The organism is Thioclava sp. F36-6, from assembly GCF_002020305.1.
Lineage (GTDB): Bacteria > Pseudomonadota > Alphaproteobacteria > Rhodobacterales > Rhodobacteraceae > Thioclava > Thioclava sediminum.
In genome coordinates, this window is sequence record NZ_MPZX01000003.1 from 232,534 (window position 1) to 247,803 (window position 15,270).

General features: G+C 66.2%; 17 protein-coding genes. 2 read left to right on the top strand and 15 right to left on the bottom strand.

What is annotated here, in order from left to right; translation table 11 throughout:
- Window positions 1-9: 9 nt before the first annotated feature.
- From BMI88_RS15350 to BMI88_RS15370, 5 genes are all read right to left on the bottom strand, one after another.
- The gene (locus tag BMI88_RS15350; protein ID WP_078550158.1) at window positions 10-756 is read right to left on the bottom strand and encodes an ATP-binding cassette domain-containing protein; all 747 of its coding nucleotides are present in this window, start codon (window positions 754-756) and stop codon (window positions 10-12) included.
- Window positions 753-1,544, bottom strand: a complete 792-nt coding sequence (locus BMI88_RS15355) for an ABC transporter permease (RefSeq protein ID WP_078520812.1) — start codon at window positions 1,542-1,544, stop codon at window positions 753-755. The genes BMI88_RS15350 and BMI88_RS15355 overlap by 4 nt, the downstream gene beginning before the upstream one ends.
- Entirely contained in the window at window positions 1,541-2,590 is a 1,050-nt protein-coding gene (gene alr, locus BMI88_RS15360) for an alanine racemase (RefSeq protein ID WP_078550160.1), read from the bottom strand. Before alr ends, BMI88_RS15355 begins: the two co-directional genes overlap by 4 nt.
- A 69-nt stretch (window positions 2,591-2,659) precedes the next feature.
- On the bottom strand, window positions 2,660-3,388 hold the full coding sequence (locus BMI88_RS15365; protein ID WP_146673602.1) for a hypothetical protein: 729 nt from the start codon (window positions 3,386-3,388) through the stop codon (window positions 2,660-2,662).
- A 20-nt stretch (window positions 3,389-3,408) separates the two neighbouring features.
- Entirely contained in the window at window positions 3,409-4,164 is a 756-nt protein-coding gene (locus BMI88_RS15370) for an RNA methyltransferase (RefSeq protein WP_078550164.1), read from the bottom strand.
- Window positions 4,165-4,264: 100 nt separating this feature from the next.
- Between BMI88_RS15370 and BMI88_RS15375 the strand changes: the two genes are divergently transcribed.
- Window positions 4,265-4,882 carry a thiamine phosphate synthase gene (locus BMI88_RS15375; protein WP_078550166.1) on the top strand — a complete coding sequence of 206 codons (618 nt, stop codon included), beginning with the start codon at window positions 4,265-4,267 and terminating at the stop codon, window positions 4,880-4,882.
- Window positions 4,882-5,556 (top strand): AAA family ATPase, encoded by a 675-nt coding sequence (locus BMI88_RS15380; protein WP_078550168.1) that lies wholly within the window; start codon window positions 4,882-4,884, stop codon window positions 5,554-5,556. The genes BMI88_RS15375 and BMI88_RS15380 overlap by 1 nt, the downstream gene beginning before the upstream one ends.
- Window positions 5,557-5,664: 108 nt before the next feature.
- Here BMI88_RS15380 and BMI88_RS15385 read toward each other — a convergent pair whose 3' ends face one another.
- The 10 genes from BMI88_RS15385 to BMI88_RS15420 all read right to left on the bottom strand — a co-directional run bounded on the left by BMI88_RS15385 (window position 5,665) and on the right by BMI88_RS15420 (window position 15,260).
- Window positions 5,665-7,038, bottom strand: coding sequence for a cytochrome P450 (locus BMI88_RS15385; protein ID WP_078550170.1), 1,374 nt, complete (start codon window positions 7,036-7,038; stop codon window positions 5,665-5,667).
- Window positions 7,035-8,309, bottom strand: a complete 1,275-nt coding sequence (locus BMI88_RS15390) for a hypothetical protein (protein ID WP_078550173.1) — start codon at window positions 8,307-8,309, stop codon at window positions 7,035-7,037. Before BMI88_RS15390 ends, BMI88_RS15385 begins: the two co-directional genes overlap by 4 nt.
- Before the next feature lie 56 nt (window positions 8,310-8,365).
- Complete coding sequence (locus tag BMI88_RS15395) at window positions 8,366-9,058, bottom strand: M48 family metallopeptidase (protein ID WP_078550697.1); 693 nt, start codon at window positions 9,056-9,058, stop codon at window positions 8,366-8,368.
- A gap of 34 nt (window positions 9,059-9,092) precedes the next feature.
- The gene (locus BMI88_RS15400) at window positions 9,093-9,725 is read right to left on the bottom strand and encodes a DedA family protein (RefSeq protein ID WP_168174004.1); all 633 of its coding nucleotides are present in this window, start codon (window positions 9,723-9,725) and stop codon (window positions 9,093-9,095) included.
- Window positions 9,722-10,096, bottom strand: coding sequence for a hypothetical protein (locus BMI88_RS19785; RefSeq protein ID WP_168174005.1), 375 nt, complete (start codon window positions 10,094-10,096; stop codon window positions 9,722-9,724). The genes BMI88_RS15400 and BMI88_RS19785 overlap by 4 nt, the downstream gene beginning before the upstream one ends.
- Window positions 10,093-11,274 (bottom strand): VWA domain-containing protein, encoded by a 1,182-nt coding sequence (locus BMI88_RS15405; protein WP_078550176.1) that lies wholly within the window; start codon window positions 11,272-11,274, stop codon window positions 10,093-10,095. Before BMI88_RS15405 ends, BMI88_RS19785 begins: the two co-directional genes overlap by 4 nt.
- 13 nt (window positions 11,275-11,287) lie before the next feature.
- Window positions 11,288-11,455: a hypothetical protein gene (locus BMI88_RS19790; protein WP_165756950.1), complete on the bottom strand. Its 168-nt coding sequence runs from the start codon at window positions 11,453-11,455 to the stop codon at window positions 11,288-11,290.
- Window positions 11,456-11,507: 52 nt separating this feature from the next.
- The gene (locus BMI88_RS15410; protein WP_078550178.1) at window positions 11,508-12,998 is read right to left on the bottom strand and encodes a DUF2927 domain-containing protein; all 1,491 of its coding nucleotides are present in this window, start codon (window positions 12,996-12,998) and stop codon (window positions 11,508-11,510) included.
- A 385-nt stretch (window positions 12,999-13,383) separates the two neighbouring features.
- A complete protein-coding gene (locus BMI88_RS15415; protein ID WP_078520801.1) occupies window positions 13,384-14,370 on the bottom strand; it encodes a methyltetrahydrofolate cobalamin methyltransferase in 987 nt (328 codons plus the stop codon).
- The gene (locus tag BMI88_RS15420) at window positions 14,367-15,260 is read right to left on the bottom strand and encodes a 5,10-methylenetetrahydrofolate reductase (protein ID WP_078550180.1); all 894 of its coding nucleotides are present in this window, start codon (window positions 15,258-15,260) and stop codon (window positions 14,367-14,369) included. Before BMI88_RS15420 ends, BMI88_RS15415 begins: the two co-directional genes overlap by 4 nt.
- Window positions 15,261-15,270 lie beyond the last annotated feature (10 nt).

Consider the following 15,270-nt stretch of genomic DNA (forward strand, 5'->3'; position numbering starts at 1 on the left):
GCCTGTGTGTTAACGAAGCGTTTCGATCGGCCCTTCGGCACGTCCATGGATGAACTGCTGGACGTAAGGGTCTGAAGTTTCGTCCATTTCCGCGATCGGACCTTCCCAGCGAATTTTGCCCGCATGAAGCATCGCAACGCGGTCGGCAATCGCCCGGACCGAGGACATGTCATGGGTGATCGTCATCGCGGTCGCGCCCATCTCGGTCACGATCTCGCGGATCAGCTCGTTGATGACGCCCGCCATGATCGGGTCGAGCCCGGTCGTGGGTTCGTCGAAGAAGATGATCTCGGGCTCCGCGGCAATGGCGCGGGCAAGCCCCACGCGTTTCTGCATCCCGCCCGACAGTTCCGCCGGATACAGGTCGGCTACGTCCGGCGAGAGACCCACGCGGCGCAGCTTCTCCACCGCGATCTCGCGCGCCTCCGCCTTGGGCCGCTTCAGCGCGCCGCGCAGCAAGCGGAACGCCACGTTTTCCCAGACGGAAAAGCTGTCGAACAGCGCGCCGCCCTGAAACAGCATCCCGAAGCGGGCGAGAAACGCATCGCGCTCGCCCTCATGGACGTCGACCCCGTCGAGGGTGATCTTGCCGCCATCGGGTTCGATCAGCCCGAGGATGCATTTCAGCAGCACCGATTTGCCGGTGCCCGAGCCGCCGATGATGACGGTGGATTGCCCCGTCGGCACCACCAGATTGACGCCGCGCAGGACGTGTTTCGATCCGAAACTCCGCGTTATGCCGTCGAGGGTGATCATGCCGAGAAGAAGGCCTCCGTCAGCACGTAATTCGCGGCGAGGATCGCGACCGAGGCGGCGACCACCGCCGATTTCGTGGCCCGGCCCACGCCCTGCGCGCCGCGGCCCGAATTCATCCCGTGATAGCAGCCCATCGTGGCCACGATGAAACCGAAGGCCGCCCCTTTCACGAGGCCCGATCCCACGTCCCAGAATTCAAGGAAGTCCCATGTGTTCTTGAGATAGGTGGCCGAGTTGAAGCCGAGGCGGTTCACGCCGACCATCCAGCCGCCCATGATCCCGATCACGTCGCCCACGCCGACCAGCATCGGCACGCAAAGCGTCGCGGCCAGCACGCGCGGCACGGTGAGATATTTCATCGGATTGGTCGAGAGCGTGGTGAGCGCGTCGATCTGCTCGGTCACTTTCATCGTGCCGATCTCGGCCGCGATGGATGAGGCCACGCGCGCGGCCACCATCAAACCGCCCAGAACCGGGCCCAGCTCGCGCACCATGCCGATTGCGGTGATCGAGGGCACGACCTGTTCGGCCGAGAAGCGCGCGCCGCCCGCGTAGATCTGCAGCGCGAGCGCGGCGCCGGTGAACAGCGCCGTCATCCCCACGACCGGCAGCGACAGCCAGCCGATATTGAGGCACGCGAGCCAGAACTCGCGCAGGTAGAAGGGTGGACGCAGCAGGTGGCTCAGCGTCTCGCCCACAAAGAGCGACAGCCGCCCCGTCGCCGCCATCAGCGCGAGCGTGGCCCGCCCCAGCGCGGCCAGCGGTCGGCTGAGCGCCGCTGCATTCATGCGGTGGGCTCCGCGTAATTCCGGGCATAGCGGGGGCCGAGCGAGGTCAGGATCTCATAGCCGATCGTGCCCGCCAGATCGGCCAGCGTATCGACGCCCTGATGCGGCCCCAGCAGATCGAGCGTGTCGGGCACCGTGTCGAGATCGGTCACATCCACCGTCAGCAGGTCCATCGAGACGCGGCCCCGCAGCGGACAGGGCGTGTCGTCTGCGTAAAGCGCGGTGATGTTCGACAGCACGCGGTGGATCCCGTCGGCATAGCCCGCCGAGAGCGTCGCGATTTTGGTCTCGCGCTCGGCGGTCCAGGTGTTGCCGTAGCCCACGGTCTCGCCGGGCTGGACCACACGGGTCTGGATCACCGGCAGCGACAGGGTCGCCACGTGGCGCGCCGCCTCGAAGGGGCGGCCGCCGTAGAGGCCGATGCCGGGCCGCGTCACGTCGAAATGATAATCGGGGCCCAACAGGATGCCGCCCGTCGCCGCGAGCGAGCGGCTCAGCCCCATCCCGTCGGTCATCCGTTTGAATTCGGTCAGCTGCTTGGCGTTCATCTCGTGCTCGGGCTCGTCGGAACAGGCGAGGTGGCTCATCACCAATTCGATCCCGCGCTCCATCAGCTGCGGGGCGGTGGCCTGCCACTCGGCCGCCTCCATCCCGAGCCGGTTCATCCCGGTATCGAGCTGCACGCCCACCGGGCTCTCGGGGATCGCCTGCAGATGCCGCTGCGCCTGTTCGGCGGAGTTCAGCATCGGGATCAGCCGCGCGTCGCGCAGGAAACCCGCATCGCCCGCCATATGACCGCCGAGAATGAAGATCCGCGCGTCCTCGCCCAGATGCGGGCGCAACCGCGCGCCTTCTTCGGCCAGCGCGACGAAGAAGTCCCGCGCCCCCGCCTGATACAAAGCCGGGGCCACGCGCCCTGCGCCCAAGCCGTAGCTGTCGGCTTTCACCACCGCCGCCGTGCGCGTCGCCGCGCCCGATTGCGCATCGAGAGCGCGCCAATTGCTGACCACTGCGTCGAGGTCGATATGAAGATTTGCCTGTGCCATGGCCCCTTTTTCTGCTCACACGGCCTCAGGTCAAGGGCAATCCGCGCAAGCCGCGCGCATGGCTGCGTTTCAGGGAAAGCTGCGCCCGTCTTCCAGCCGCGCCAGGATGGCCTCCGGCCCGCCCTGATGCGCCTCCCAGATCAGCACGGCGCAGGCAGCCTCGGCATAAAGCCCGTTGTCGCGCCCGGCCTGCGGCGCCCAGTCGAAAGGCGAGCTGGGCAGGTCGGCGCGCGGCAGCGCCTGACAGCGCTCGATGCCCGAGCCCGGTCCCAGATAGCGCGGATCGTTCGAGACCAGCACCGAGAGCCCCTCGTCGAACCACGCGGGCATACGACCGCGCACCTGTCCCAACACGCCCAGCCGGGCATGGGTCTCGGTATGGGTCAACTCATGCGCAAGGATCGTCTCGGTCAGCCCGCGCGGGGCGACGCGCACCACCGCCCAGGCCCCGAGCGAATAGGTCACCGCCGCAGCGCCCCGTCCGCCAAGGCGCCTGTCGCAGGCATCGCTCGTGCAGGCGAGAATGCGGGTATGGGCTTCGCGCGTCGGGTAGAATTGGGCGACGGTGTCGCGCGCCGCATCGACCGTCTCGACCAGATCGCGCCGCTCTGCGCGGCTCATCTCATGTTCGACGAAAATGCCCGGCGCGGCCCGGTCCATCCCGAAACAGCGCGGGCACAGCCCCGCCGCCAGTACCGGGTAGAACCACAACAGCGCGAGCAGACCCAAAAGCCCACCCGCCAGAAGTGCCAATACTGAGACCCGGATCACGCGCCACATGCTGCCAAGATGGCGCAAGCGGCGTCTTTGACCAAGCGTCAGTCGCGCGGGCGGAGAATTTGTCGCAGAGCGCCGTGCAGCGTCTGCACCTCCGAGCGCGTCATCGCGAAACGCGTCCACATGTTGCGCAGGTTGCGCTTCATCATCGGCGCTTTCGCGGGCGGGTGGAAGAAGCCCGCCTCCTCGAGCCGCTGCTCGAAGTGATCGCCCAGCTTCTCGACCTCGACCGCGCTTGCCGGATCATGGCCCGCAAGCCCCGGATCGACCGGCACCGAGTCGAGCGTATGGCGCGAATACTCATAGGCCGACAGGAGCACCGCCTGCGCGAGGTTGAGCGAGAAGAATTCCGGGTTCACCGGCACGGTGATGATCGCATTGGCGCGCAGGATGTCGTCATTTTCCAGCCCCGTCCGCTCGGGCCCGAACAGCACGCCGACCTTCTGGCCCGCAACGATGCGCTTCCTCGCCTCCTCCATCGCCGCCTCGGGCGTGTAGATCGGTTTGGGCAATTCACGGCCCCGCGCGGTGGTGGCGAAGACGTAATCGCAATCGGCCACCGCCTCCGCCACGCTGTCATAGACGCCCGCGAAATCGAGCACCTGACCAGCCGCCCCCGAGGCCATCGCCACCGCTTTCGGGTTGGGCCAGCCGTCGCGCGGCTCCACCAGCCGCATCTTGCGCAGCGAGAAGTTCAGCATCGCGCGCGCCGCCGCCCCGATATTCTCGCCCATCTGCGGACGCACGAGGATGAAGGCGGGCTGGGCGGGATCGGGAATTTCGGGCGTATTGGGCATGGGCGGTCCTTTCGCGCCTCTCCTAGTCGCGCAAGCTGGCACTGGCAAGGCCGCGCCGCTTGCGTTAATAGGCGGCCAAGACCCGCAAAGGAGCCTGCCCATGGCCGAAGACCGCCCGCAGATTTACCTGATCACGCCGCCCGCTTTCGACGCCGAGGAATTCGCGCCGATACTGGCCTCGGTGCTCGATGCGCATGACATCGCCTGCATCCGGCTGTCGCTGGCTAGCCGCGACGAATACGAGATCGGTCGGATCGCCGATGCGATGCGCGAAGTGGCCCATGCCCGCGACGTGGCGCTGGTGATCGAATCCCATGTCGCTCTCGTGGAGCGCCACGGGCTCGACGGGGTGCATTTCACCGACGGCGCGAAGCAGATCCGCTACGGCCGCAAGGAACTTGGCGACGACGCGATCGTCGGCAGCTACTGCGGCAATTCCCGCCACGAGGGGATGAACGCGGGCGAGGCGGGGGCCGACTATGTCTGTTTCGGCCCGATCGGCGAGACCAATCTGGGCACGGCGGAGCCGGCCGAACACGAGCTGTTCGCCTGGTGGTCGGAAGTGATCGAAGTGCCGGTGGTGGCCGAAGGTGCGCTCACCGAAGAGCTCGTCACGAAATTCGCCCCCGTCACCGACTGGTTCGCCTTCGGCGACGAGGTCTGGCGCGAAGCCGACCCGGCCGCAGCTTTGGGACGGTTCATCAAGGCGATGTCGTGATGCCGGATTGGCTCGGCGATAGCGACGGCCCGATGGGCGATCACGGGGCCTTCATGGAGAGCGAGCTGCAGGTGCCGCGCGCCGATTTGGCCTCGCATATCCGCCAGCTTCCGGGCGAGCGGCTGCTGATCGGGCTGGTCGGCGGCCCCGGTGCGGGCAAGTCGCATCTTGCGCATGAGCTGGCCGAGGCGCTCGGGACGCAATCGGCTATCGTCGCGATGGACGGGTTTCACCGCGACAATGACTGGCTCGACGCGCGCGGCCTGCGCAACGTGAAAGGCGCGCCGGAAACCTTTGATACGGAAGGTTTTTCGCAGCTTCTTGCGCGCCTGAAATCGAGCCGTCAGGACGAGCCCGTGCCGACCTTCGACCGCGATCTGGACGCCACCGTCCCGGGCGGCGCAAGCGTGCCGGGATCGGCGAAATATCTGATCGTCGAAGGCAATTACCTGCTGCTGACGCGGCCCGGTTGGAGCGATCTCTACCCGCTCTTCGATCTCACGATCCGCATCGACCTGCCAGAAGAGGTGCTGCGCGAGCGGCTGACCCAACGCTGGCGCGATCAGGGCTGTGATCTGGCCGAGACGCGCCGCCGCGTCGAGGAAAACGACCTGCCCAATGGTCGCACCATCACGCGCGAGAGCCGCGCCGCCGATCTGGTCGTGCGCGATTGATCCCTTCGGCTTGGCCGAAATATCCCGGGGGGCTGGCAGGGCCAGCGGGGGCAGAGCCCCCTCTTTCTCTTAGGATTGTCGCCCTCCGGCGACGGGGGCAGAGCCCCCTCAACGCTTTGAAATTCTGAGCCAAATCCCGTCCTTTCCGCGTACCGTCAGATGCGCGACAGGGACCGGTTCGCGCCCCTCGACAGCCTCGAACCGAAACGCCCGCAGCAGCATTGCCAGCACAAGCGGCCCCTCCGCCATTGCGAAGCTTGCGCCGGGACAGACCCGCGCGCCCGAGGAGAACGGGATATAGGCGCGGCGCTGGCAGGTCTTGCCGTTCTCGGTCTCCCAGCGGCTCGGGTCGAACCCGTCGGGATTGTCCCAGAGCCGCTCGTGGCGATGCAGGTGCCAAGGTGAGATCACCACCTGGCTGCCCGGTTTGACGTCGCGCTTGCGGAAGGTTTCCGGGCAGGTCGCCTCGCGCACGAACATCGGCACGGGCGGATAAAGCCGCATCGCTTCGCGGAACGTGGCGCGGTTCAACTTCAGCTTGGAAAGCACGGAAAAGTCTTGGTTTTCCGCCAGCGCGGTATCGGCTTCTTCGGCCAACCGATCCTGCCATTCGGGATGCGTCGCGAGCAGATAGAGCGCCCATGCCAGCGCCGAGGCGGAGGTCTCGTGGCCCGCGAGGAAGAAGATCGCGACCTGATCGACCATCTCGGCCGTGTCGAAGGTCTCGCCGGTTTCGGGATCGGCGGTGGTCATGATCTTGGTCGCCAGATCGTCGGGCGCGTTGCCGGCGGCGATCCGGGCGGCGCGCTCTGTCGTCAGCCGTTCGATCAGCGCGCGGATACGGGCCGCGGTGCGTTTCGTCTCGCGCGCATGGAACCGCGGAAACCACCGCGGCAGCGGCAGCAGCGCACCGAGATTGACCACCGGAGAGGCGCGTTGATGGCGCTTGAAAGCGGCGAACACGGCGCTGGCGGTCGCATCCTCGATCGGGATCGAGAACAGGGTGCGGAAGATGATATCGGCGGCGACGTGAGAGGTTTCCGTTTCAATATCAAACGGTTCGGCGTCGGTCTTCATATTCAACCGATCGACGCAATCCTCACCCGCCGCCCACATCGCGGGGAAGGTCTCGCGCAGTTTGCCGCCCTCGAAGGCCGGATCGATGATCCGGCGCTGGCGCTGCCATTGTTCGCCATTGGTGATGAAGACACTCTCGCGCAGAAGCGGTTTCAGCCCCTCGCGCACGCGGTCCGATTTCGGGAAATCCAGCGGGCGTTTGTTGAGCACCAGATCGACCAGATCGGGGTCGTTGCACATATAGGAACTGAAGAACGGCGTGCGGAACTCCGCCATCCACGCGCGGTAGAGACGCGCGGGCTGGGCCGAGAGGATGTCGGACTTGAACAGCCGGAAATAGCGCCAGAGCGAGACGCGATCCGGGCGCGGCGTCGGTTTCGGGGGCACGCGGGACGGCTGGCTCATGTGACGCTCGTGAACCGGTTCGCGGGCGTCGTGATCCGGCTTTGCGACGGGGCGCGACCGTGGAAGCGCTCGGCCAGCGCCAGCGGTCCGGCGGTGAGGCGGAAATAGTCGTAATCTCCGGGCCGGTCGAAGGCGCACAGATACTGGAAATGCAGCCGGAAGAAGCGCCAGCGGAGGGTGCGCCAGCGCTCGGGGCTCAGCGTTTGGGTGAAGGCGGCGGAGATCACCAGCGGGTGGATCTGGCCCTCTGGTGCCACGCCCGAGACCGCGACCGGATCGCAGAGCGCGAAGGCGCAGCCATCGCCCGGCGCGGTGACGTCGAGCCAGAACAGCTCGGGCCGGGTGGAGAGGTAGGCGAGATCGGCGCGCAGGCGGGTCGCGCGGGGCAGGTAGCTCACCATCGGGACGACCTGACCGAGCGAGAGGAAGGCGAGCGCTGGGGGCGCTGCCCCCCGGCCTGACGGCCTCCCCCCGGGATATTTTTGCCAAGAGGAAGGGGGGAGGCGGTTTTCGCGGATCAGGTCGGCGAGGATCGAGACGGCGAGATGGGCGCCCGAGGAATGGCCGACGATCAGCACCTCGTCCCAGTCCTCGCGCATCGCCTCTTCAATGCGGGCGGCGAATTCGGCCATGCGGGCTTCGAGTTCGGGCGGGTTCGCGCCGCCCCAGCGGGCGGTGAAGGCGTAGTCATGCATCAGGTAATAGGCGAAGAGCTTGCCGTCCTTGGCCCGGAACCAGCGCAAGGTCAGGGCTAGGATCGCGGCGGCGAGGATGAGGCCCGCGAGCCAGTCGAGCGGGAAGCCGGGCAGGAGCGCCGATGCGAGTGCGGCACCGGCCCAGCCGAGGCCGATCCCGATCAGCGCCTGCACGATCAGCGCGACGATCGGGTAGAGCGCGGCGATCACCGGGCCTTTGCGCAGCCGCATCAGTCGGAACAGCGCGCCGGAGGCGATATAGGCCCAGGCCGTGCGGACCAGTTGCGCGTAGGTCGCGGGGATCGACTTGCCCATGGATGAGCGCACGATATCGGACCAGACGAGCACCTCGACATCGGCCTCGACCTCGGCGCCATCCTGCGTCGACGTGACGTGCCAGCCATAGTGGCCACCTGCGCGTTTCGGGGCCAGCGCGATCTCGTAGCCCGAGATGCGGGCTTGGTCTGCGCCTTCCTTGCGGTAGAGCTCGCGGTAGCGGCGGGGATGAATCGGGTCGTAGCCGGGGATGTAGAACACCCGGCGCCTGTGCACCCGCGCTAGAGACCCGCTTGTCATTCACTGCCCTTCCTCGCGGGCAGATTAGCGGCCCTGCGCGGCGAAAGTAAGGAAAATCAGTGCTCTGCGCGCGACCAGCGCAACTGGTTCGCCTCAATGACGGCGATGCGCTTTTCGGTCTTTGGGTGGGTCAGCAGCCAGGCGGGCGTGGTCTGGCCCGCGTTCTTGGTCAGCGCGTCGAGCTTGTGGAACAGCGTGACCTGCGGCTCGGTGCCGAAGCCCGCCTTGATCATCAGGGCGGAGGCAAACTCATCGGCCTCGAACTCGTCGCGCTGGCTGAGGCGAGCGGCCAGTGCTGCGGTGATCAGATTGGCGATCCACGGGCCGATGAAGGGGATGAAGCGGCCAAGCACCGTCATCAGCACGGCGCGCAGGGCGTTCTGGCCTGAGAAGTCGATCATGCGGCGGCGCGAATGGCCCAAGGCGACATGGCCCAGCTCATGCGCGATCACCGAGGTCAGTTCCTCCGGGGATACCTCACCGCTGCGATATTTGCGCATGAAGCCTTCGGTGATGAAGACGCGGCCATCGGGGGCGGCGAGACCGTTCACCGGCTCGATCTGATAGACATGGACCGGAATTTCCGAGACCTCGAGCGCAGCGGCGAGCCGGTCGAGATAGGGCTCCAGCTTGCTGTCGCGCAACCGGCGCGAATTCCCGTTCAGCTGGCGTTTGAGTTGCCAGGTCGAGAAATGCCACATGGCGAAGCCGTAGAGGACCAGCAGCAGGATGGGGAGAAGGCGCAACAACATGGGAAGGATATGGCGGCTCGCAGGCCCGTGATCAAGCGTCGTGATCAGGCGTCGGATTGGAGGCTTTGGGGGCGCGCTTGGCCGCATGCCACAGCCACCAGCCGAAGGCGAAGGCGGCAGCACCCGCGCCCAGCAGCCCCAGCGCGTTGCCCGCAAGCTCGGCCGCGGCGTCCAGATTGGCCCCGAAAGTGATGCCGAGGCCCACATAGGTGGTGACCCAGACCGCTTCGCCCGCGAGATCGGCCAGGGTGAAGCGGCGATGCGCGAAGCCGGACGCGCCGGCTGCGAGGTTCACCCAAGGCCCGAGCGCGGAGAACATCCAGCGGGTGAAGAAGACGGTAACCGCGCCGCGTTTGCGCAGGGCGGCCATCGCTTTCGCGACAAGTGCGCCGCGTTTCGTGTCGGGATGGGGTAGGAAGCGCTCGGCCCGGCGGCCGAGCTGGAAGCCCACCTGATCGCCGATCACCGCGCCGGTGAAGGCCGCGCCGCCGACGGTCGCGAGGTCCAGATCGCCCGAGGCCACGAAGGCTCCGCTCGCGATCATCATCAGCGAGGAGGGGGCCGGAATCGCGAGGCAGCTCAGGAAGGTCGTGAGGCCGAGGAGCCACGGCCCGTAAAGCGGCACCTGCGCGAGCAGCCAATCTGTGAGGTCGGAGAAGCTCATTGCTGTGGCTGCGCCTCTTTGTCGGCGATCGTCTTGGGCAGGCCGAGCGAGAGTTTGCGGATTAGATCCTGCAGCGGCTCGCCCTTGGCCTTGGCGATGCGTTCCAAGGTCGGGCGGCCCGCGCCGACCAGCGCACGCCCATCCTCGATGCCGAGGATCGCGTCGACCTCTTCGATCTCCAGATGCCAGCTGCGCGCGATATAGCCCGGCGTCATCCATTCCTCGGGGCTTTGATGCAGATGGGCGGGGTCGGACCAGTAGAGCGCGCGAGAGACGAACCTCGCGCCGAAGAACAGCGACAGGGCGACCGCGAGGACGAAGCCTAACGAGGCGATCTTGTGATGCCCCCAGAGGTAGCGCAGCCGGTTCATCCGAGTTCCTTCATCGCCGCGGTGATCCCTTCGAGGGTCAGCGGATGCATCCGGTTCTCGAAGATCTCGCGGATGATCTGGATCGACTGCGTGTAGCCCCAGCCGCGTTCCGGGATCGGGTTGAGCCATGTGTGATCGGGCCATTGCTCGCGCGCACGGGTCAGCCAGACATGGCCCGCCTCGTCGTTCCAATGCTCGTTGGCGCCGCCGCGATGGGTGATCTCATAGGGAGACATCGAGGCGTCGCCCACGAAAATGCATTTGTAATCGGGACCATAGCGATGCAGCACGTCCAAGGTCGGCGTCGCCTCGTTCCAGCGGCGCTTGTTCGATTTCCAGACGCCCTCGTAGAGGCAATTGTGGAAATACCAGTGCTCGAGATGTTTGAACTCGGACTTGGCCGCGGAGAACAGTTCCTCCACCAGCTGCACATGGGCGTCCATCGAGCCGCCCACATCGAGGAATAGAACCACCTTCACCGCATTGTGCCGCTCGGGCCGGGTTTTTACGTCGATATAGCCCGCCTCGGCCGAGGCGCGGATGGTGCCGGGCAGGTCCAGTTCCTCATTCGCGCCGTGCCGCGCCCATTGGCGCAGGCGTTTCAGCGCCACCTTGATATTGCGCGTGCCCAGTTCCACCGTGTCGTCGAAGTCGCGGAACTCGCGCTTGTCCCAGACCTTCACGGCGCGCTGGTGGCGGCTTTCCTTTTGTCCGATCCGCACGCCTTCGGGATTGTAGCCGTAAGCGCCGAAGGGCGAGGTGCCCCCCGTTCCGATCCATTTATTGCCACCCTGATGGCGGCCTTTCTGCTCTTCGAGCCGCTTTTTCAGCGTCTCCATCAGGTTGTCGAACCCGCCAAGCGCCTCGATCTGCGCTTTTTCCTCGTCGGTGAGGTGTTTCTCCAGCTGTTTGCGCAGCCATTCCTCGGGCAGATCGACGGCGTTGAGTACATCGTCCGGCGTGATCGCCTCCAGCCCTGAGAAGGCCTCGGAGAACGCCCGGTCGAACCGGTCGAGGAAGCGTTCGTCCTTCACCATCGCGGCGCGGGCGAAATAGTAGAAGCCGTCGATATCGTAGGTGCAAAGCCCCGCGGCCAGCCCTTCGAGGAAGCTCAGATATTCGCGCAGAGAGACGGGAACACCGCCGCGCCGCAGAGCATCGAAGAATGGCAGGAACATCGCCGCCCTCCGATTATGCCCAGATGCGGTTGATGATCACGGTGACGAAGAGGCCCACCAGCGCCAGCCCGATCGCGTGGACGGCGGCATATTGCGCCCGGTCGAGCTTGTTGCCGCCGCGTTTGCGGGCCTTCCAGTCGCCCCAGATCAGCCCGATCACGACCCCTGCCAGAACATACATGCTGCGCCCCCTTACGGTCTTGGTCCGGGCGCGCCCGGTCCGCCTTTTGCGGTCAGTTCACGCGAGCGCCCGCATTGGCGAGGGCCGCCACCTCATTCGCGCGGCGTTTCACTGCCGCGTCAGAGCCAAAGCCATAGCGCGCCCATTGCTGCATGTCGAGACGGGCCTGATGTTCCTTCGTCGCGTCACCCAGTTGGCCATAGGCCTCGGCGCGGATCATGTAGAGCGTGGCCATCAGCGAGGCGTTCTCGGTCGAGACATCGGAGGCCAGCGCGCGGTTCACCAGCGTCACCGCCTCCTGCGCGCGGCCCGTGCCAAGCGCATAGGCCGCCAGCTGCATGTCGATATGGGCGGCCTGAATTTCCGCGCCCGGTGTCGCGCGATAGATCCGGCCCGCTTTCTTGTAGGCCTCGACCGCTTTCTCGGGGTCAGTCTTCATCGTCAGCCGCCCGACCGCGAACCACGCGAAGGCGGCGCGGCTGTCATGCCAGCCGTGCGAGGTGGCGATCTTCGTGGCGCGTTCGGCGGCGGCGCGGCGGCGCTTGTCGCTCGCCCCGTGACCGAGCGCGGTGGTGATCGCTTTCACATAGGCGCGCGGCGTCGGATCGGCGGGCAGGGCGTGCATCGAACCGCCCGACGGGTGGATCTTCGACAGGATTGCGGGCAGGGCCGCGCGCACTTCGGCGGGGCTCATGCCGGTATGCAGCGCCGGATCGTAATAGGCGCGCAGGATCGTCATGTCGAACTTGGTCAGCACGGTGTGGAAATTGTCGTCGTTCCAGACCGTGTCGGGCAGGCGGTAGAGATCGTTCACCGGCCCCAGCGCTTGGCTGACCTCTTCGTGCAGGCAGTCGCGGATTTCCTGCGGGGTGGAGTCGGCGGGGATGAACACGGTGGCGGATTGGCGCCGCGTCAGCTTGGCCCAATCGCTGGCCTCGTCGCCATGCGAATTGCGGTAATCCGTCCAGCTCTCGACGTTCGGCACCACGAAACAGGCGACATTTGGAACCTCTTGGCGCATCTGCCGTTTGGGTACGAATTGCACCGAGATCGTGTTGGCATTGCCCGGCTCGGTCGAGACGTTCAGCCCCGCCTCGCTCTGTAGCCGGTGGACCAGATGGCCAAGCTCGGTCTGCGCCACGGGCGGCGCGTTGCCTGCGAGCGTGATCGAGACCGGGCCTTCGAACCGGGTGAAGCGCGGCAGGGCGCGACCGGATTCGAGGAAGAAGCTGAGCTCCATGAAGTCGGCGCCCAGATGGCTGTTATCGGGGAGCCGCTCAGACGGGGGACCGTTCTTCAGCCCCGGCGCCAGATCGGTCGCGGACAGATCGAGCAGCTGGGCCGTGCCGCGGGCCGTCGTCACTTCGGGGCTGTTGGTCGAACAGGCGGCGAGGGCGCCCGCGATCGTCAGCGCGGCAAGCGTGCCCGCCCGCGCCGCAGCACGTCCGGCGGACGCGCCTTTCAGCAGGCCTGAGCGCGGTGCCGTCCCGAGGCGCGTTGGCGCCGGGGAGGCCGCGCTGAGCGGTTTGAATGCTAAGCGCATGGCAGCGTGTGATCCCTGTTCGTTGCCGCAAAGGTACACATACGGGTTTAAGCCCGACCAGTAAATCTTTGCCTTATAATTGGAATTTTGAGCCTGCGCGCCCTGAAGCGGCGACATCCCGCCGGTTTGCTGCACAGCCAAGGCTGCAAAGCGCTGAGTGAGACGGTTTCTGTGCGTGGGCGCTCGGATTGATCACGGATCCGCGAATCGCGAGGTGATGATCGCCATTGTCGCGGAGCCACGGACGATTTGTGCCCGGTTTCGCAACAATCGCCGCTGGAAGGGCCGCAACTCCGGGCCGAAAGAAACGCGAAAGAAGCGCGATGCGCAAAATGCGAAACGCCCGGAGCGAGCCCCGGGCGTTCGACAGTCTTGGTGGGGCGGATCAGGCGCGGCGACGACGCCCGCCGCGACGCCCACCGGCCGAGGAGGTGGCCGCGGCTGCCGAGGCTTCGGCAAAGCTGAGACCGCCCTCCTTCATCGCGTCGAGCGTCTTCGACAGGCGGATCCACTCCATCCCGTTCGGGTCGTGGTTCATCAGCAGGTTGGCGGCGCGGATCGCCTCCATCTCCTGATTGCGCACCGGGTTCATGATCGCGGAGGTCATGCCCGCGCCGATCGCCATCGGCAGGTAGGCCCCGTTGATCCCGTGGCGGTTCGGCAGGCCGAAGGAGATGTTCGACGCGCCGCAGGTGGTGTTCACGCCCAGCTCGTCGCGCAGGCGGTTGACCAGCGTGAAGACCTGACGGCCCGCGGAGGCCATCGCGCCCACCGGCATCACCAGCGGATCGACCACGATGTCATGCGCGGGGATGCCGAAATCGGCGGCGCGCTCGACGATCTTCTTGGCCACGGCGAAACGCACGTCGGGATCTTCGGAAATCCCGGTGTCGTCGTTCGAGATCGCCACGACCGGCACGTTGTATTTCTTCACGAGCGGCAGAACCAGTTCCAGACGCTCTTCCTCGCCCGTGACCGAGTTCAGCAGCGGACGGCCTTCGGCGGCTTCCAGACCCGCCTCGAGAGCCGCCGGAACCGAACTGTCGATGCAGAGCGGCACGTCGATCACGCCCTGCACGCAGTTGATCAGGTCGCGCATCAGCGAGGGTTCGACGAAGTTGTTATCCGCATAGCGCGGGTCTTCGGCCATCTTGTTCGAGAACACCGCGCCCGAGTTGATGTCCAGAACCGTAGCGCCGCAGGCGACCTGCTCGAGCGCGTCTTTCTCGACGGTCGAGAAATCGCCCTGCTCGAGCTCGGCTGCCAGCTTCTTGCGGCCGGTGGGGTTGATCCGCTCACCGATGACGCAGAAGGGCTCGTCAAAGCCGATCACGACGGTTTTGGTTTTGGACTCAAGGACGGTGCGGGTCATTCATGGCCTCTCTGTTCGGCGATCCAATTGGCTGTCGCGGTGATACCGCCCAGCGGGAAGAAATGCACGGCTTCGATATTCGACGGGCAATCGGCGGCCAGATCGGCCAGCAATTCGGTCGGCTCGAAGGGCATGAGCAGCTTGGTCACGTCGCGGGCGCGCTTTTGCAGCACTTTCAGCGAGGGGCCGACGCCGCAGGCGATGGCGAATTTCAGGAGCGTCTGCAGCTTCGCGGGGCCCGCGATGCCGAGATGGACCGGCATTTCGATGCCGTTGGCTTCCAGACGCTTGGCCCAGTCGCGGATCGGACCGGCCTCGAAGGCGAATTGCGTGGCGATCGCCATATCCGCATCGGTGCGGTTCGCGAAATCCTGCTTGAGCTTCAGCGCGGCCATCACCTCGGCCTCACCGCCATTGGGGTCGATGTCGCGGTTGCCCTCGGGGTGGCCGGCGACGTGCAGACGGGCGAAGCCGTCGAAGGCACCGGTTTCGATCATCTGCATCGCGCAGTGGAACTCGCCCTTCGGCTCGGCCACGCCGCCACCGAGCAGCAGCGCCTGCTCGACACCTGCCTCGCCACGGTAGCGCGCGACCCAGTCATTGAGCTGCGCCTCGTCGCGGATGATGCGCGCGGGGAAGTGCGGCATCGGCTCGAAGCCTTCGTCACGCAGACGCTTGGCGGTGGCGAGCATCTCCTCGATCGGGGTGCCGTCGATATGAGCGATATAGACGCGGGAGCCCTTCGCGAACAAAGGCGCGAAGCTTTCCACCTTGGCGGCGGTGCGCGGCATGACCTCGACCGAGGCACCTTCCAGCAGAGCCACCATCTTGCCGTTGACCGGCGGGCGGGCCGGTTTCGCAGCCTCGCGGCGGAAATTCACAAGAGCCATGCGCCTATTC